This window comes from Sedimentibacter sp. MB35-C1 (assembly GCF_030913635.1).
Classification (GTDB): Bacteria; Bacillota; Clostridia; order Tissierellales; family Sedimentibacteraceae; genus Sedimentibacter.
In genome coordinates, this window is record NZ_CP133188.1 from 3,126,133 (window position 1) to 3,144,774 (window position 18,642).

At 34.0% G+C, this 18,642-nt stretch carries 16 protein-coding genes, 3 pseudogenes and 1 riboswitch; of the genes and pseudogenes, 5 read left to right on the forward strand and 14 right to left on the reverse strand.

Annotation, left to right across the window (positions count from 1 at the left end):
- Positions 1–186 precede the first annotated feature (186 nt).
- Genes RBQ61_RS15175 through RBQ61_RS15185 form a run of 3 tightly spaced genes read left to right on the forward strand, consistent with a single transcriptional unit; the run spans position 187 to position 3,857 of the window.
- Positions 187–1,317 carry a mandelate racemase/muconate lactonizing enzyme family protein gene (locus tag RBQ61_RS15175; RefSeq protein WP_308138064.1) on the forward strand — a complete coding sequence of 377 codons (1,131 nt, stop codon included), beginning with the start codon at positions 187–189 and terminating at the stop codon, positions 1,315–1,317.
- Positions 1,318–1,329: 12 nt separating this feature from the next.
- Entirely contained in the window at positions 1,330–2,751 is a 1,422-nt protein-coding gene (locus tag RBQ61_RS15180) for a sodium:solute symporter family protein (protein ID WP_308138065.1), read from the forward strand.
- Between the two features lie 32 nt (positions 2,752–2,783).
- Entirely contained in the window at positions 2,784–3,857 is a 1,074-nt protein-coding gene (locus RBQ61_RS15185; protein WP_308138066.1) for an NAD/NADP-dependent octopine/nopaline dehydrogenase family protein, read from the forward strand.
- A 199-nt stretch (positions 3,858–4,056) separates the two neighbouring features.
- Here the strand turns inward: RBQ61_RS15185 and RBQ61_RS15190 are convergent, their stop codons facing one another.
- The 4 genes from RBQ61_RS15190 to RBQ61_RS15205 all read right to left on the reverse strand — a co-directional run bounded on the left by RBQ61_RS15190 (position 4,057) and on the right by RBQ61_RS15205 (position 10,059).
- Entirely contained in the window at positions 4,057–5,676 is a 1,620-nt protein-coding gene (locus RBQ61_RS15190; RefSeq protein WP_308138067.1) for a Na+/H+ antiporter NhaC family protein, read from the reverse strand.
- Positions 5,677–5,967: 291 nt separating this feature from the next.
- A riboswitch (Lysine riboswitch) is annotated at positions 5,968–6,122 on the reverse strand.
- Between the two features lie 211 nt (positions 6,123–6,333).
- Positions 6,334–7,845: a diguanylate cyclase gene (locus RBQ61_RS15195; protein ID WP_308138068.1), complete on the reverse strand. Its 1,512-nt coding sequence runs from the start codon at positions 7,843–7,845 to the stop codon at positions 6,334–6,336.
- A 376-nt stretch (positions 7,846–8,221) separates the two neighbouring features.
- Positions 8,222–9,091 (reverse strand): AraC family transcriptional regulator, encoded by an 870-nt coding sequence (locus RBQ61_RS15200; protein ID WP_308138069.1) that lies wholly within the window; start codon positions 9,089–9,091, stop codon positions 8,222–8,224.
- A gap of 308 nt (positions 9,092–9,399) precedes the next feature.
- Positions 9,400–10,059, reverse strand: a complete 660-nt coding sequence (locus tag RBQ61_RS15205; RefSeq protein WP_308138070.1) for a Crp/Fnr family transcriptional regulator — start codon at positions 10,057–10,059, stop codon at positions 9,400–9,402.
- An 88-nt stretch (positions 10,060–10,147) separates the two neighbouring features.
- Between RBQ61_RS15205 and RBQ61_RS15210 the strand changes: the two genes are divergently transcribed.
- Entirely contained in the window at positions 10,148–10,855 is a 708-nt protein-coding gene (locus RBQ61_RS15210) for an ATP-binding protein (protein ID WP_308138071.1), read from the forward strand.
- Between the two features lie 105 nt (positions 10,856–10,960).
- Here RBQ61_RS15210 and RBQ61_RS15215 read toward each other — a convergent pair.
- The 6 genes and pseudogenes from RBQ61_RS15215 to RBQ61_RS15240 form a co-directional block, all read right to left on the reverse strand.
- A pseudogene (locus tag RBQ61_RS15215) lies at positions 10,961–11,418 on the reverse strand (HD domain-containing protein).
- A 109-nt stretch (positions 11,419–11,527) separates the two neighbouring features.
- Positions 11,528–13,156, reverse strand: coding sequence for a hydroxylamine reductase (hcp, locus tag RBQ61_RS15220; RefSeq protein ID WP_308138072.1), 1,629 nt, complete (start codon positions 13,154–13,156; stop codon positions 11,528–11,530).
- A 318-nt stretch (positions 13,157–13,474) separates the two neighbouring features.
- Positions 13,475–13,951, reverse strand: a pseudogene (locus RBQ61_RS15225) (hydroxylamine reductase); the annotation flags it as partial.
- The gene (locus tag RBQ61_RS15230) at positions 13,941–14,132 is read right to left on the reverse strand and encodes a carbon monoxide dehydrogenase (protein WP_308138073.1); all 192 of its coding nucleotides are present in this window, start codon (positions 14,130–14,132) and stop codon (positions 13,941–13,943) included. The gene RBQ61_RS15230 and the pseudogene RBQ61_RS15225, both read right to left, overlap by 11 nt.
- Before the next feature lie 257 nt (positions 14,133–14,389).
- Positions 14,390–14,578 (reverse strand): ferredoxin, encoded by a 189-nt coding sequence (locus tag RBQ61_RS15235; protein WP_308138074.1) that lies wholly within the window; start codon positions 14,576–14,578, stop codon positions 14,390–14,392.
- Positions 14,579–14,599: 21 nt separating this feature from the next.
- The gene (locus RBQ61_RS15240) at positions 14,600–14,914 is read right to left on the reverse strand and encodes a cupin domain-containing protein (protein ID WP_308138075.1); all 315 of its coding nucleotides are present in this window, start codon (positions 14,912–14,914) and stop codon (positions 14,600–14,602) included.
- A gap of 196 nt (positions 14,915–15,110) precedes the next feature.
- On the opposite strand from RBQ61_RS15240, the pseudogene RBQ61_RS15245 reads away from it, so the two are divergent.
- A pseudogene (locus RBQ61_RS15245) lies at positions 15,111–15,396 on the forward strand (integrase core domain-containing protein); the annotation flags it as partial.
- A gap of 138 nt (positions 15,397–15,534) precedes the next feature.
- Here RBQ61_RS15245 and RBQ61_RS15250 read toward each other — a convergent pair.
- Genes RBQ61_RS15250 through RBQ61_RS15265 form a run of 4 tightly spaced genes read right to left on the reverse strand, consistent with a single transcriptional unit; the run spans position 15,535 to position 18,641 of the window.
- Entirely contained in the window at positions 15,535–16,080 is a 546-nt protein-coding gene (locus RBQ61_RS15250) for a permease (protein ID WP_308138076.1), read from the reverse strand.
- Positions 16,080–16,559 (reverse strand): permease, encoded by a 480-nt coding sequence (locus RBQ61_RS15255; protein ID WP_308138077.1) that lies wholly within the window; start codon positions 16,557–16,559, stop codon positions 16,080–16,082. The genes RBQ61_RS15250 and RBQ61_RS15255 overlap by 1 nt, the downstream gene beginning before the upstream one ends.
- Before the next feature lie 12 nt (positions 16,560–16,571).
- On the reverse strand, positions 16,572–17,690 hold the full coding sequence (locus RBQ61_RS15260; protein WP_308138078.1) for an ABC transporter permease: 1,119 nt from the start codon (positions 17,688–17,690) through the stop codon (positions 16,572–16,574).
- Between the two features lie 15 nt (positions 17,691–17,705).
- Positions 17,706–18,641 carry an ABC transporter ATP-binding protein gene (locus RBQ61_RS15265; protein ID WP_308138079.1) on the reverse strand — a complete coding sequence of 312 codons (936 nt, stop codon included), beginning with the start codon at positions 18,639–18,641 and terminating at the stop codon, positions 17,706–17,708.
- Position 18,642 lies beyond the last annotated feature (1 nt).

Consider the following 18,642-nt stretch of genomic DNA (forward strand, 5'->3'; position numbering starts at 1 on the left):
TACATATTTATATTATACAAAAACAAAGAGTTGTGCTAATCTGATTATATAAATTATAATAAAATTTTATTTAATTTACTAAAATTTTTGCTTCTATTTGACTATAACATTCCATGGAAAAAACAACTATCAAAATAACATCCAAGCAAAAGTAACTTTCAAAAAGTACAAGACTGGAGGTTTCGAATGAAAATTAGCAAAATCATAATTAATCAATTAAAAATACCATTAAAAAAGCCCTATAAATTATCTAAAGAATACGGCACATTGTTTGATTCTTCTATAATTGTTTTAGAAGTACATACTGATGAAGGTTTCATCGGTTATGGAGAATGTGATCCTTGGCCACTTTTTACAGGGGATACATCTGATACATGCACATTATTGCTAAGAAACATAATTTGTCCTTATTTAATTGGTAAGGATCCTACAAATATTAGAGAAATCCATAGATTAATGGATGCGCTCATCTTGAACAATCACATTGCAAAATCTGCAGTTGATATGGCGATGTATGATATCACGGGAAAAGCAACAAATATGCCTGTCCATAAGCTACTTGGCGGTAAATTAAGATCAGAAATAGACGTTATGTGGTCTCTCGGTGGTGAAACCCCAGAGGAAAGCGTTGCAGACATTTTAAGAATAAAAGAAATGGGTTATCGTGGTTGTATGATTAAAGTTGGCGGTGAAGATTATAAATTAGACGCCGCTCGTACTATTGCAGCAAGAGAAGCAGCAGGCCCTGATTTTATGCTAAACGCTGATGCAAACCAAGGTTGGGATGTAGATACAGCGATTCGTTATGGAAAACTGGTTAAAAATTGTGACTTAATGTTCTTTGAGCAGCCCGTTAAATATTGGGACGTAGACGGTCTTGCTAAGGTTCGTCGTGCTGTTTCTATGCCTATATCTGCTGATGAAGGAATTGTAAGTATGGCGGATGCAAGAAGATTAATTCAGGCTGAGGCTGTAGATATTTTCAGTATAAAAGTTACAAAAAATGGCGGTATTTTACCTGCTTCTGAATTATGCGAATTTTCAAAGGCAAATGGCATCAGACTCTTTTTTAACTCTATGATTGAAGAAGGCATAACACAAGCGGCCAGCTTAGCTGTTGGTGCAACTGCCTCAGCATTGGTACCCATGGGACATGCGTATTTCTCAGTTCAAAGAATGGCTGAAGACATTACAAATTTTAACAGACTAATCCGTCCAAATGGTACTGTTGAAGTTCCTGAATCACCGGGATTAGGTATCGAATTGAACTATACAGCAATTCAAAAGTACAAAGTAGCACAATATATAGTTATATAGGAGGTATGTAAAATGAATATTACAACAATTGCAATTATCATTGCGACACTTTTTGTTATTATAGCAACCCTATTGCCTACATTCATCATGAACCGAAAGAAAAAAACTTCTGAAGAAGATTGGGCGGTAGCAAGTAGAAGCCTTCCAATGTTTGTCGTTATTGGTACACAATTTGCCAGTATCATGGGTGGAGGTGTATTAGTAGGACATGTTGCAAGCGCTTACCGCAATGGTGTTGGTCACATGGTTTATGGCGTTTTAGTTTGCTCCCCCCTCTTAGTTATTATGTTAATCGCTAGATGGTTGAGACATAACAACTTTACAACGATCCCTGAAATTTTTGATAATTTTTGCGGTGAAAATAAAATTATTAAAGTAATTGCAGCGGTTATGACCATTATTGTTCCATTTGGTTGGGTAACATCACAAATTACAGCCTTTGGTAGCATTTACTCAGAACTAACAGGCCTAAATTATAATACTATTTGCATAATTTTTGCTATAGTTAGCTTGCTATTTATAATGCCTGCCGGTTTAAAAACCGTCGCTTGGACAGACTTCATTTTTTCTTGCTTTATTGTAGTATTTATGATTGCAAGTTTACTTTATGCTACAAATATGGCAGGTGGAACAACAGGAATTGTTAACAATGCAGAACCTCATTTAGTATCAATCGGCGGCTCTTTACAAAAAATAGGTTGGAGCACAATCTTCCTGTGGATATTTGCTATTCTTCCCGGTGGTGTTACAAATCAATTATACTTCCAACGTGTATGTGCAATGGAAGATGAATCGAAAGTAAATCGCAGCCTATTTATTTCTTTTGTTGTATCTTTAATCGGTTTCACATGGGCAGTTTATATGGGCATTTCCATCAACTCTGTTAACCCTAATATTGCAGACAACGGTCAGACAGGCTGGTTCATGTCTCAATTACCTCTGCCTTTACTGGCAGCGTTTGCCGCGCTGGTTTTTGCAACATTAATGTCTACTGTAAGTAGTGGTGTACAATCTGCTGTAGTTAATATTACACGAGACATTATCCCCTCATTTAAAAAAAATATTCCTCCTGAAAAGATGTTGCAAATTTCAAGAATGCTTTCAGGCGTAACAATGGTAGTAGCACTTTTAATGTGTCTTGTTTTTACAGATACATTAGGATGGCTAACCGTAACCTACGGTTTCTCTGCAGCAACCTTGCTTTGTCCTATTTATGTAGGCTATGCGTTTCGCAATAAAAATTTCATTACCTCTAAAGGAATTGGCGCAAGCATGATAGCAGGGGCAATTGGTGCAACAACCGGTTTGATTCTTAAAACAACCATAAATTATGCTGCAATCGGTGTTTGTTTATCATTTATAACATTAATCGTTGTAAGTGCAATGACAAGTAAGGTATCAAATAAAGTAAAAAATTTAAACCTTAACAACTAATTATTAAAATTTATAGAAAAAGGGTGATAAAAATGAAAGAACATATTGCAATTATTGGAGCGGGAAACGGCGGTCAAGCATTTGCAGGCTACCTATCTTTGCACGGTCACGAAGTAAAAATATTTGATATTGTAAAAGAAACTGTTGATATATTGAATGAAAAAGGCGGCGTTTTAATCGAAGGCAACAGCAATATAACCGGCTTTGGAAAAATTGCTTTGGCTAGTACAGATATTGGCGAAGTAATGGAAGGCGCAAAAATAATTTTAGTAGTATTGCCGTCTCTTTACCACAAAGATATGGCAAAGAAAATGATGCCTTATTTAAAAGATGGCCAATGTGTTGTATTAAATCCCAACGCATCATTGGGTACTGTTGAATTCAAGAAGCAGCTGGATGATTTAAATTGTACCGCAAACATTATGTTAGCTTGTACTGCGACTTTATTGTTCGCTTGCCGTGCTGTAGAAGTTGGACATGTTGTAATAGCAGGTCAAAAAACAAGTTTTACTGCATCTACATATCCTTCCAGCAGAAATGAAGAAGCAAAAAAGCTCTTTGCAGGTATATTGCCTCAATTCGATTTTTGTGAAGATATTATACGTGTAAGTTTAGATAACTTAAATGCATTTATGCATCCTGGCCCTACAATCTTAAATACAGGTAGAATTGAATCTAAAACACCTTTTGAATACTATCTGGATATGACTCCAAGTCAGGCAAAGTTTGTAGAAAAGTTGGATGAAGAAAGGATGGCAATCGCTAAAGCTTTCGGAGTAAACTGCATAACTCTAAAAGAAGAATATTCAGATATTTATGAAACTCATGGTGATACTCTCCACGAAGTTATTATTAATTGTGAAGGTTACCATGGAATCAAAGGTCAAACATCTTTGAATACTCGATACGTTATGGAAGACATTCCATGCTCTTTAGTTGCAATTCAAACAATGGGCAAAATTGCTGGAGTGCCTACTCCTTGTACGGACGCGATAATTGTAATTGCAAGAGCTATGATTGATGGTATTGAAGAAGGTAGAACTCTGAAAAACCTTGGCCTTGAAAATGTATCCAAGGAAAAATTTATTGCAATGTGTAGGGGTTAATTATCTAAAGCTTAGCATATTCTTCTATTTATAAAACAAAAAGTTTTTCAGCCTCCTTTAAGAATGAAAAACGTAAAAAGAAGGTTACCGTAATCTAATAGGTAACCTCTTTACTTTTAAATTATTTGTACATATAGCTTTAGTGTACACACTTTATGCACTGGTATTAACCACCTGGTTTATCTTTTATCGGGGTTTTTTATGCTTCGACTTTTGCCCTGTATATTTTCTGAACTACCACTAATGTTCCAATCATTAGAACAATGCCTATTGGTAATGCCATTACACTTTGTACAAAACCTGCGATAATGTATGTTACAAAGGAAACACCTGCAACTGTTAAAGCATAAGGAAGCTGAGTAGATACGTGATTAATGTGGTTGCACTGAGCTCCTGATGAAGCCATAATCGTAGTGTCTGAAATAGGTGAACAGTGATCACCACACACAGCGCCTGCAAGACAAGCCGAAATTCCTATAATAAGCATATCTGCAGATATAGTTCCACTCAAATTTACAACAATAGGAATAAGAATTCCGAAAGTTCCCCATGACGTACCTGTAGCAAATGCGAGGAAACAAGCAACTACAAAGATAATTGCAGGCAAAAGAAGTTTAAGCGCAGCCGCACTTCCTTCTACAAGACCAGCCACATAAGGAGCTGCTCCTAGGGCACCTGTCATTGAAGATAACGTCCATGCAAAAGTTAAAATAAGAATTGGCGGAACCATTGCATTAAATCCTAAGGTAATGCACTCCATAAAATCACTGAATGATAAAACTTTTCTTGCAACAATCCATATAAATATCAAAATCAATGATACCAAAGATCCCATTGGAAGACCAACTGAAGCATCGGATTTTGCAAAAGCTTCTACAAATGATGTTCCTGAAAAGAATCCTCCTGTATAAATCATACCGATTATACTACATACAATAAGTATAATTACAGGAAGAACCAAGTCTATAACTCCACCTTTGTCTGAGCTTGCATCCGGAACTGCATTTTCAAATGGCCTATCAGCAGTTGTAAACAAATCTCCCTTTTCTTTGGCGTTTTTTTCATGCTTAAGCATTGGACCGAAATCCATATCAGTAAATATAATGAACAAAATCATTACTATAGTAAGTAGTGAATAGAAGTTATAAGGAATAGCTCTTATGAATAATTCTAAACCATTGTAACCTTCTAAAACGCCTGATACTGCAGCAGCCCATGATGATATTGGAGCAATCATACATATTGGAGCAGCAGTAGCATCTATCAGGTACGCTAACTTAGCTCTTGAAATGTTATGCCCATCTGTCACTGGCTTCATAACACTACCAACTGTCAGGCAGTTAAAATAATCATCAATGAATATTAAGCAACCAAGACCAAAAGTAGCCCCCATTGCACCTCTTCTAGTTTTAATTTTTTTCTTAGCCCATTCACCGTAAGCTTTTGAACCTCCGGCTTTGTTCATAATTGCTACAATAATTCCAAGTACTACAAGAAATATAAGAATACCTACGTTCCAAGAATCAGCTAAACTGGCAATAAATCCATTAATAATCATTGTATCAAGCGCATTAACCGGATTTCCGTTTGCTACAAGTAAAGCACCTACTGCTATACCTATAAACAATGAACTATAAACCTCTTTTGTAATTAATGCTAAGGCAATAGCAATAATCGGCGGCAGCAATGCCCAAGCTGTTGAATATACAGCTGGAAGTGTTTCTTCTGCTTCATCTGCAAATGCTACAACAGTGAACAGCATACTTATTATCATAACTAATGTAATTACAATAAAAATGTGTCTCTTATTAAAATTCATTTTAAAATTCTCCTTTTCTGATGAGCAGGGTTATTTTTTTACACCAATACATTTATATGCAAAAAAATTGAGTCACCCTGACAAAGTATTTCTGCTAATTTTGATAAATCATGTGTCCTAAGCTGTATCCTAGGACCGTAATACTTATTTTCCCCTCCTAATATTCATTCCATCAAATATAATGCGTTAAGCAACTTCATTTTTCTTATTAGTAAATCTTACTCATTGCAAAAATCAAAAAAATGCCATGAGTAAGACTCATGGCATTTATTCCACATATTGCTTACCCAAATGTATTCCAGCACTCCTCGAACAGTCGGGTAAACTGCTAAAGACAGTGCCATGTATTTTTTACATGACCCCAATGTATATAAATAATATACATTTCGGCGACTGTACCTTTCCTTAATTAGTACTCTTTACAAGTCGCAGCCTCTGTAACACATTGTATTCAATTTAAGTAAATACTAACAGATATATCTGATAAAGTCAATGCATATTATGTGATTAATTTTATCAAAACACTGAAGGAAAAATAAAAGCAGAGAAAAGTCCCTCAAACAATTGTCTGAGGGAACATATAATATTCCTATTAAATTAATTTGAAATCTCTATAAACTATTGATTTCAACCCATTTTTCGTGATGCAACTAAAACTTATATGCTTATCGTGTTTTTCCCAAGCTGCTTAGATTTATATAAAGCTAGATCAGCTTTATGAAGAAGATCACTTAAAGAGTTCTCTTGAAAATTACAACCTGCAATTCCGACACTGATGGTATAATAAATTTTATGATTTAAGTATTGAACAATTCTTTCAGAAACGCTCTTTCGTAAATTTTCAGCAAAATCAAAAGCTTCCTCAATCTCCACGGGCAAAAGCACAACAAATTCATCACCACCGTGACGCCCAAAAACATACTTTCCTTCCAAAAAGGCTTGTACTGTATTGACCAAGTCCCTAAGAATCATGTCTCCCCCAAAATGACCATATGTATCATTAATATTTTTAAAATTATCCAAGTCGATAATTATTGCAGATACATTAGGATTGCTTTGGGAATATTTTTGCAATTGCGAATAAGCTGTTGTCATACCTTCGCGGTTATAAATGCCAGTCAGAGGATCAAGCTCCGCACGTTCTTTCAATAATGTTATGTCGGTCAAAACAAGAACGTACCCGAAAAATCTTCCTCCAGACCTCTCCAGCGTATGACGGGCTAATGAAATATATCTTCCGCTTTGTGATTTTGGAAGTTCGGCAGGCAAATCATCAACCGAAATATATAATTTTCCGGGGTGCTTTGGTTCACCAAGTATGCGTTCCAAAATATTAGAACCAATTTCAAGAGAGTCGTAATAGTCCAAATCATTCATCAGTTCTGAGGCACGTCTGTTATATTCGATAACATTACCATTGTAATCAATAACAATAATCCCCTGATCAATAACTTCAAACACTTTATTGAGAGCTATCGGCGTGATTCCAAGGAATCCGCCACTGAGAACCGCGTAGAACAGCAGCACAACACACGGAAGGTTTAAAACCGATATCGGTATAATGATACCTATATCACTTAATACTGTAGATTGTACAGTTGCAATGACAAAAGTTGCAAATATACTTATGATAATCAGCCACAACGGACGCCGCAGATTATTTGATACAGACCTCACAAAAAGTATAAGAATTACAACAGCTATCAAAGGAATACAGAAATTGAAAGCAACTAAGATTGACCCAATTGTTGTTGATTGAACAACAATTGCATGCCCGAACACAGTATCTGTTTGCAGTTCAACACTTATACGCATGATATGGTGGTATTGATCTGTAAAAATAAGAAGAACAGAAACTACTTGGACAACACTTATTATGTATGCAAGCACCCTCAATTTTCTATTTGCCGTGTATTCAATACTGAAATAAAATGTACACAGCGGAGTAAAAAAAACACCAATTTGTTGAATATTTCTTCCCCACAGCATCCATTCAAATGTTGATGCATTGACCTCAATTAAATTTCCTATCACCCATACCATAAAAAATACAACCATGGCAAACAATGCTGGCATGCCCATGATATTAAATTTTGCTCCTGTGTGTATTGCCAAAGCCATAAGCAACAAGCAAGAGGATATTAACAATATGTTTTGCAGTAACCCCATAGACGCCACCTTAGATTAAGTAAACAGTATTTGAAGTATTCGATATGTTTATCATTAAATTATATATTATTTCTACTACTCAAGCAAGAATATGTTAACGATTTTTTAAGCTGAATTTTATACCTTTTCACCGGTTGCCACGTCTTTGACTACTGATGTACTCATTATTAACTCGTTTAAGTAATAACTGCAATTTGATGCCATTCACATTATCAATAATCTTGTCCAGTTCTTGCCTTCTTGTCCGGATAGGAAGCAAAAAAGAGGCGAAGCCTATCGATATAAGCTGATCGAAGACTTCACCTCTTGGATTTCTTTATGTAGTTTTGCATTTATATTATTAAGTAAAAATTATACTCATAACTAATATTATCAATTATACATATATCTTCTTCTCAACGGGAATCCATATTTCACAGAAACAGTCTGCATTAGGCTCTTGGGAGTACAATTCAAAATCGGTATCATCAATCATATTATATTCTGAACTTGGAAGGAACTCTGAAAAAATTTTCCCCCATGTTTCGCCTATGCAATCTCCATTTTCACCAATACATTTAAATACAGCCCATAAAGTAGGATTTACCTCCCATATTGTATATCCTTCCGGCATATTACCACCATCAAATTCCATACCAATCCCATAATCAAAATATGAGCTTTCTTTTGAAATAGGTGCACAAGCTCCATAAATACTATGTTTACTAGTGTTTTGTTTTAGTATTTCAAATGTGCCATTGACGCCGCATTCTTTCCAAAAGTCTGGAATTTCGGTGTTTCCTTCTTCTGAAATTGATTCATTTCTAAACTTTTCAACCTTAGCAAGTAATTTAAATGGTTCTCTTTTTTCAATCCTATAATCCATAATAGTACCACCTTCCAATTTTATTTTAATAAGAAGTCGATTAAAGGATTTTAGCTTAATACCTGCACGCCTTGCTACATTAGGTGTAATGCCGTGAAATCTGGTAAATGCTTTTGTAAAACTCTCAGGTGACTCATAACCATATTTTAAAGCAATATCAATTACCTTTTCATCAGATATAGATAGTTCCTGCCCGGCCATAGATAATCTTCTATTCCTAATATATTCGTTAGCTGTAATACCAGTCACTAAGCTAAATGTTCTATGAAAATAATAGCTTGACACATATATATGCTTTGCAACATCTTCATAATTAATAGGTTCTAATATATGGTCTTCTATATAATCAATCGCCTTTTGCAAGTTTTGAATAAAATCCATTTTTCTCACCTCCATATATAAATTGTACTAAAGCATACCTATTATTTCCTATCCTAGATTGCTTTGATTTGTCTATTTAAATATTAATAACCTTTACTTCGTCATATTTCACAACAACTTTACCATAAAAGCTTAAATTCTTTCTAACAAAAATGCGAATCAATATTCTCACTCTCATTAAAATCATATCTTATCTAAACAGCCTAACTAACTAAGACATATCGTTGACAGCCGAAAGGTTGTGGGGATATGTGTAATGTCATGTACAAATGTATTTGACAAATAAACATTAACATATTTGTTTTCGTTTAAAGAATTTCAAATTCATTCTTATTAAATTTTAATAACCCCTCATCCCGCATATTAGATAACTCACGTGACAGTGCACTTCTATCTACACAAAGATAAAATGCAAGTCCTTCTCGGTTATAAGGTATTGAAAATCTTTTAGAATGATTTATTTGAATTTGTGTATTGAAAAATTCTAATAACTTTTCCCTTGTAGTACGTTTTGATAATATCTCCATTTTTTGATTCAGCATTATATTTTTTCTTGCAATCATTGAAAGCATATTTTCTATCATATTCCAATGAAATGCACAGGCATTATTACAAGTTTTGATGATTCGTTTACAATCAATAAACATTATTTCACAATTCTCAGTGGCTTGCACTGTGATAGGGCATTCATAAATATCAGCATATGCAAATGCTTCTGCAAAAATATCATTGATACCTAAATGAGAAATAATATTTATATTACCTTCTATATCTTCTTTTATTATTTGAATACCTCCTGACAAAACTATCCCAACATAGTGAACTTGGGCTCCTTGCTGTATTATCACATCCTTTTTTTTATAATAATTAACCTTTGCAGATAGGCAATTTAAAATTCTTTCCAAATCATTTAAATTAAAATTATTGAACAATTCATTATTTTGTAATTGCTTAAGATACTTCTTCATAATTCACCTCTTATGTGTTGCAAATGCAACCGACGTCTTATGTTCATTATACTATACTAAGATTATAAAAAACAAGGAGGACTTTAAAATGATTAGGAAAATAATAAAAATAGATGAAGATAAATGCAATGGTTGCGGATTATGTGTTACTGCCTGTCACGAAGGAGCCATTGGTATGGTAAACGGAAAAGCAAAGCTTCTTCGTGATGATTATTGTGACGGACTTGGTGACTGTTTACCGGCTTGCCCAACCAATGCTATCAGTTTTGAAGAAAGAGAAGCAGCAGCATATGATGAGACGGCGGTAAAGATGAATATGGAAAATAAGCAGCCTGAAAATTTGGCTTGTGGTTGTCCTGGTACTCAATCAAAAACGTTCATGCGTAATGTTATTAATGAAGCCAAGGTAGAAACACCTGCAACAATACAAACCCAATTGAACCAGTGGCCAGTACAAATTAAACTAGCTCCACCAAACGCACCCTACTTTAATAATGCTCACCTGCTAATTGCAGCCGACTGTACGGCATATGCATATGGCAATTTCCATAATGAGTTTATGAAAAACAAAATAACCCTTATAGGCTGTCCAAAGCTGGATGAAGGTGATTACAGCGAAAAGTTCACTGCCATACTAAAAATGCATAATATAAAGTCTTTGACAGTAGTAAGAATGGAAGTTCCATGCTGTGGTGGTATTGAAAATGCTGTTAAAACAGCCCTTCAAAATAGTGGGAAACTCATTCCTTGGCAAGTCATAACAATTTCAACTGATGGCAAAATTCTTAAAGCATAATTCATAAACCATTTATTTTTACACCTGCAAATGCTAGGACACCTAAATCTTGCGGGTGTTCTAATTTTTTCTATATCAAAAAGTAGTCTTAATTCTTAGTTTAGGCTATGGCAAATACATTTGTTTCAAAAAGTTTGCCCTGCATCCGTTTTAAAATAATTGTCACTTATTTTGCAAATTGCTTCCTTCGAAATTTCATCCTCATATATATTGATTAAAATATCTGCTTCAACAAAAATTTGAAAATCTATGACATCAATCTGTATATGTATGATGATGTCCTACAATAAAACACACTCTTGAAATTATAGTGTCTTCATAATCAAGCTTTTCAAGTAATTCCTTTGCTAAGCAGGGCCTTCAATTTGTTGATACTTTCCTCAACTCGAATTATATTTCTGCTCACTTAATTTAATTCCAATATCATGAACAATTGCTGTAATTTCTAAAACTTCTTGGTTTAAGCAATCTACCTTCTCCATCTCTCCAATTGTTTTTGCAAAGCTATATACTTTCATAAAATGATTAATTCTTTTCACATCACTTGCATAATATTTAGTCATTTAATTTATTAAAACAGATTTTTTATCCATGCTATATCCCTCCGTTTAAAAAACAACTCCTGACAAAGACTATTGATTGTCAGGAGTTATATATTGTTTATTTACTATTTTATGCCATGAATAACTTAATATCATCCTCAACTGTACCAATACCTGCAATACCGAATTTCTCAACCAAAACCTTTGCCACATTAGGAGACAAGAAGCCAGGTAGTGTTGGTCCTAGATGTATGTTTTTCACACCTAAATACAGTAATGCCAAAAGGACAATTACTGCTTTCTGTTCATACCAAGCAATATTAAAGGCAATAGGTAACTTATTGATATCGTCCAGACCGAAAACTTCCTTAAGTTTTAGTGCTATAACTGCTAGTGAATAAGAGTCATTGCACTGACCTGCATCAAGTACTCTTGGAATTCCACCAATATCACCTAAATTCAACTTGTTATAGCGATATTTAGCACAACCCGCAGTAAGTATTATAGTATCCTTTGGAAGATTTTTGGCAAATTCTGTATAATACTCTCTTGACTTCATTCTTCCGTCGCACCCTGCCATAACAAAGAACTTTTTAATTGCGCCAGACTTCACGGCCTCAACTACTTTGTCCGCAAGTGCAATCACCTGATTATGAGCAAAGCCGCCTACAATGCTTCCTGTCTCAATTTCTTCTGGCGAAGGCAGTGTCTTAGCAAGTGCTATTATTTCTGAAAAGTCTTTTTTGCCATTTTCATCGGCTTTAATATGCGTGCAGCCAGGATATCCGGTAGCTCCAGTAGTAAAGATTCTGCCCCTTACTTCTTCGCTCCTAGGCGGAACAATACAGTTCGTTGTAAAAAGAATAGGACCACGGAAGGATACAAATTCGTCAAGCTGTTTCCACCATGCGTTTCCGTAGTTCCCAGCAAAGTTGTCATATTTTTTGAAAGCAGGGTAATAATGTGCAGGAAGCATCTCACTATGGGTATATACGTCAACACCAGTACCCTTAGTCTGCTCAAGAAGTTGCTCTAAATCAGTTAAATCATGACCTGAAATAAGAATGGCAGGATTATTTCGCACCCCGATATTAACCTCGGTAATCTCAGGATTCCCAAATCTCGTTGTATGTGCCTCATCCAACAAAGCCATAACCTTAACACCATATTCTCCCGTCTTCAGTGTTAATGCCACAAGATCCTCAGCTGTAAGAGAATCGTCTAGTGTTGCTGCCAATGCTTCGTAAATAAAAGCATTAATGTCTAAATCCTCTTTTCCAATATTCTTTGCGTGTTCGCCGTAAGCCGCCATACCTTTAAGTCCATAAATAATCATTTCATGCAAGGAACGAATGTCTTCATTCTCTGTTGAAAGAACACCCACGGATGTTGCTTTTTCAAGCATAGCTCCTCTTGAATCCACCGTGAATGTTGATGCATCGTGGAAATCGTTAAGGTTAACAGAATTTTTTAGTTCATCTCTTAGCTTAATCATTTTACTGATTTGTGCATCAATATGATCATCATCAAAGTTTGCGTTGGTAATAGTCATAAACAAGCTGCTTAGAACCTCATAATTAGTCTTGTCCAAATTATGTACATCAACCTTTCCTTTTACAACAATATCCGAAATGCCTTTAAGTGTGTATATCAGAAGGTCCTGAAGCTTTGCAACCTCTTCATTCTTTCCGCAAACACCTTTCACTGTACAACCTGTGTTTTTTGCTGTTTCTTGACATTGATAACAAAACATACTCATTTGAAATCCTCCTTTTATTATTAAAATTTTAGAAATTAGAATTACAAATTTATTCATATCCATTATACTGCTAAATTTTGCATAAGTATGTTGCAAAAGCAACAATATAGAACTAATCTACAAATTTTTATAAAAATATGGGCTGTCGAATCAATTTAGCATATAATATAAATACAGAATCAAAAAAGCCTCAGAAAATCATTAGCCTATAAAATAAACTAATGACTTTTTAAAGCTCCCTAGTTAACTAATAATTTATTGTTATTATTTCCCTTTATACGACAATTTCAAACCATAATATTAATTATTGTTATTGTCCTAAAATTTCTTCTCTTGTTCCGGTGTTGAAATAGGTTTTAAATCAAATTTGTCAACTAATACTTGCAGTATATTGGGTGTAATAAATGCTGGTAGTGTTGGTCCAAGACGGATGTCCTTAATTCCTAAGGATAATAAAGCAAGAAGTATTCCAACTGCTTTTTGTTCATACCAAGAAAGAACTAAGGAAAGTGGTAATTCATTTACTCCACAGTTAAATGCTTCTGCTAATGCAACTGCAACCTTAATAGCTGAATATGAATCACTACATTGACCACAATCAAGTATTCTTGGGAAACCTGCTACCGTTCCTAAATCAAGTTTATTGAAACGAAATTTACCACAGGCTAAAGTTAAAATAATAGTATCTTTTGGAGTTTTTTCTGCAAATTCTGTGTAGTAATTTCTGCCTGGTCTTGCCCCATCACAACCTCCAATTAAGAAGAAATGTTTAATTCCACCATTTTTAACTGCATCTCCTAATCTTTAGCCCTTTTTCTAAATTTTTTTGACCATAGAATCCGATACCTTTTAATTCGTGAATCAATACATCCTGCAAATTGGCAACAATTGGATTTTTTCCACATACTCCTGACTTCACACAACCTTTTCCACCTAATGTTTGCTCACACTGATAACAAAACATTGAATTTTCCATAATTAAACCTCCTAATATTTTGGGATAGTTATATTATTTCCAGAATGAATAAAATATATTATAAAATATCAAAACCCCGCAAAAATGCTGCGGAGTTCAGTTTTTATTAGGATAATAATCTTTTTTCATATAAAAATTTCCGAATTGTTTTTAATCCTGTACACCTCTAATACACCTAAATATTATTTACTCTCATTATAAATATAACCTCATCAATGAATTTTATGATGAGGCAATACATATTAATTATTACATTGTTATTCAACTGTTATTACAGATACAGGACAACCGTCTCTTGCTTCTAATGCTGAATTCTCTGCATCTGATGGTATAGGATCAACATAAACTTCAGCCGGACCATCATCACCCATACGAAATACTTCTGGACACATAGACACACAAAGACCACAGGAAATACAACCTTCTCTATCAATTTCTGCTTTCATCTCATTCACCCTTTCATATTTTTACATTTTGGGAGCTGGTGCTTTTACAACAATAAGCTCCAATGTTTCATGATGCAAATTTTTCACATTCATCTTCGTTTGAAACGGTATTTTTAATAAAGTACCTGCCTCATACTCATGGATATCCTGATCATTAAGTCCTATTGAAAGTTTTCCTCTAATAACTGTCATATAAACGTTTGAATTAGAAAAATGTTCAGGAAGCCCTTCATCTTTATTAAAAATCATGTGAAGATAATGTATATTTTCGTCAAATACAACTTTCTCAACAGCTTCTTCATTGCCTCTAGCCAGTTCAAATATCTGTTCAATCAATATTTAACACCTCCAACTCAATTATTGTTTCAAAATTTAGAATTTAATACTACAAATCGTACATTTATTATACTGTTAACTTTTGCAAAAATATGTTGCAAATACAACAAAACTCATTTTTTTTGCTATAATAAATATTCGCTTTATAGGTTTGTGCTTAAAGATAAAGATAATTTTCGGTTGATAAATACATATGCACAGCGACTTAGGTACACAGTACACAAGCCCGTTTATTTGAGGATTATTTATCCTCAAAAGAAATCACTCATTCCTTTAGTAGGAAAGATAACCCCTATGATAATGCGTGTATTGAATCCTTCCATTACATACTTAAAAAGGAAGAAGTAAACCATCACTAATATTTTGATTTCAATGTTGCTCGCAAAGTAATATTTGAATACATTGAATCCTGGTACAATCGTAAAAGGATTCATGGTTCTATAAATTATATGACTCCACAGGCTGCTCATGATGCGGCCTGATCGGTGTCAAAAAAGTTAAACTTTTTGTGTCTACTCTATTGACACAAGCACAATCCTTAACATTATTTTTGCTAAATTATACTTATTTTTATTTTCTTCCAATTTATTCTCCCCCTATTTCTTACATGATTGTAATATTTACTCCATTAAGGAAGCCTTATCATATATTTTATCTTTTTCTTCTTTAGACAACAATTTTTCAGTTGTATAAGCAATTACTCCAATTCCTATAAAGTTTAAAGCAAATCTTAAAACTGTAAATTTTAATCCCATTGATGAAGCTTCAAACAACAAAAGAGGTATTTTGGTTGTGGACCAGGCACCAATCATAATCAATACATAAGAAAACTTACTTCCTTTTTTAAGAAGAACCATTGCTACAGGAAAAGCTGCATATAAAGGACCAGCAGCAGCTGAGCCTAATAAAAATGCAATAAGTACTCCTATAATCCCCGATTTTTCACCCATATATTTCATCATTGTTTCCCTTTCAACCCACACATCTAAAAGCCCCAGCAAAATAAATATGGGAGGTAAGATAGATAGCATTTCCATGGTGCTGTTAATTGTAATTTCAACTGAACGCATTCCTGTTTCGGGATACAAAACAACTATTAATGCATTTGCTAACATGAGTAAAATAAATATTTTATATCTTTTGATTACATTAATTAATTTATCCATTATAAAAACACCCCCATTATCAAAGCTACTATCAAAGAAAAAATATACGCCTCTATATTTCTGATTATTGCTGCTTTTTTTCCTAAAAATTTCATTTCCAGAGGAATGGTCACAACTCCAACCATCATTAAAGTTGAGATAAATGCTGCAATCTGCATATATCCGGCACCGCTTTTTATCAAAGCTGCTGCTAATGGAAATGCTATAAAACCAGGTACAAGCGTTATTGCTCCTACTATGGATGCAAGAATTACACCCATCCATCCTGACTCTTTTCCGATAATATGAGAGATTTGTTCCGGAGTCATTATCGCCAATATTATTCCAATTAATATTAATATGGAAAGGAATTGAGGCAAGATATTTTCAAATGACTTCCATGCTTTTTTCAGTGCAATTTTTGTATTCTTCTTATCTTTCATAAAAGATATGGTTAAAGCTATTGTGGCTATTACGTATAATGCTATTGTTGACGCCATAAAATCCTCCTATTATTCAATTTTCTTTTTAAACTTTACAGTTGCAAGCATCAAAAATCCTAAACCAAATAGGGTCAAGATAATAAATTCATCAAACAACTGTGCAAATCCATTTCCTTTTAATATTATACCTCTTAGCACCTCTATAAAATATGTCAATGGCAACACTGTGCTTATTTTACCGATAAATTCAGGCATTGCCTCAATTGGAAACATATATCCAGAAAGCAATATGTTTGGCATTATCATAAACATTGAAAGCTGCATTGCTTGAAGCTGACTTTTTGATACTGTTGATATAACAAGTCCCACGCCAAGAGAACCAAACAAAAATATAACAGAAAATAATAAAAGCAATGTAATACTCCCTGCAATAGTTACCTTAAACCAAAACACACTTAAAGCCAGTGCAAGAACTATATCCACAAATCCTATTATTACATAGGGCACAATTTTTCCTACCATTAACTCCATTTTAGTTATAGGTGTAACAATAAGCTGTTCCATAGTTCCTCTTTCTCTTTCTCTTACTATTGAAAAAGATGTAAGCATTAAAGTTACAGTTTGCAATATTACTCCAATCAGCCCAGGAATGTTAAAGTTAATGCTGCTCATATCAGGATTATACCAAACCCTGCTTCTTAAGTCTAAAACCTGGGGCATGGAAATCCCTCTTGTTTCTTGTATAATCTCAACAGACATTGCTTGAACTACTCCTCCAGCGCTTGATAATATGGTTTGAGCCGTTGTAGGGTCGGAACCATCAACTATGAGCTGAATTTGCGCAGTCTTTCCATTTTTTAAATCTTGAGAATATTCAGGTGGAATAACAATTCCAGCTTTTGCATCTCCGTTGTCAATATATTCTTCAATTTCTTGTATACTATTTGCATTGTAATCCAGATCGAAATACTGTGAATTTACAAAGCTGTCTAATAGCTCACTGCTTTCACCTCCTATATCATTGTTATATACAACTGTTGGAATGTGGTCAACGCTTGTAGATGCTGCATAACCAAATAGCAATAATTCCATGATAGGCATTAAAATTATTATTGCTATAGTTCTTTTGTCTCTTTTTATTTGAAAAAATTCTTTTCTTATTATGGACAGAACTCTTTTATAATTCATATACTCACTTCCATGTTAATTTATTTTGCTGTTTTCCTTTTCTACAAGAAAAACAAAGACATCTTCTAATGTAGGTTTTACCTTTTTTATTCCGTAAACATCCACGTTATTTTTTATTAAAAATACTTTCAATTCATTTAAATCCAAATTTGGCTCTGTCAAGACATGAATTCCTGCGCCATAGACAGAGGCATCTTTGACATTTTCTTTAGTTTTCAATAATTCTATTGATTTTAATGTATTATTAACTTTAATTTCTACTATGTCACCATGGATTACTTTTTCTTTCATGGCATTTGGCGTATCTAATGACAATATGTTTCCATAATACAAGAACCCTATAAAATTACAGTGTTCTGCTTCGTCCATGTAATGCGTAGTAACTAATATGGTTACACCTTTTTTAGATAAATCATATATTACGTCCCAAAATTGTCTTCTGGCTATGGGATCAACCCCACCTGTTGGTTCATCTAACAATAATATTTCAGGCTCATGGATAATAGAACATCCAAGCGCAAGTCTTTGCTTCCATCCCCCTGACAAATTCGATGTAATCATATGTTCTTTTCCTACCAAATCAGCCATTTCCAATATTTCTTTTTTCTTATCTTTTATTTTATTTTTTGGTACATTGTAAACACCGGCATAAAAATCAAGATTTTCTTCTACGGTTAAGTCTTCATAAAGGCTAAATTTTTGGGACATATAACCAATGTGTGACCTGATTTTTTCATTTTCAGTTGAAACATCAAATCCTAAAACCTTTCCTGTTCCCAAAGTGGGAGTTAATAATCCCATAATCATTCTTATTACAGTTGTTTTGCCGGAGCCATTTGGACCTAAAAATCCATACACATCTCCCTTTTTTACATTAAAGCTCACATTGTTAACAGCTGTAAAGTCACCAAATTTTTTAGTTAAATTATTTATTACTATAACATTTTCCATA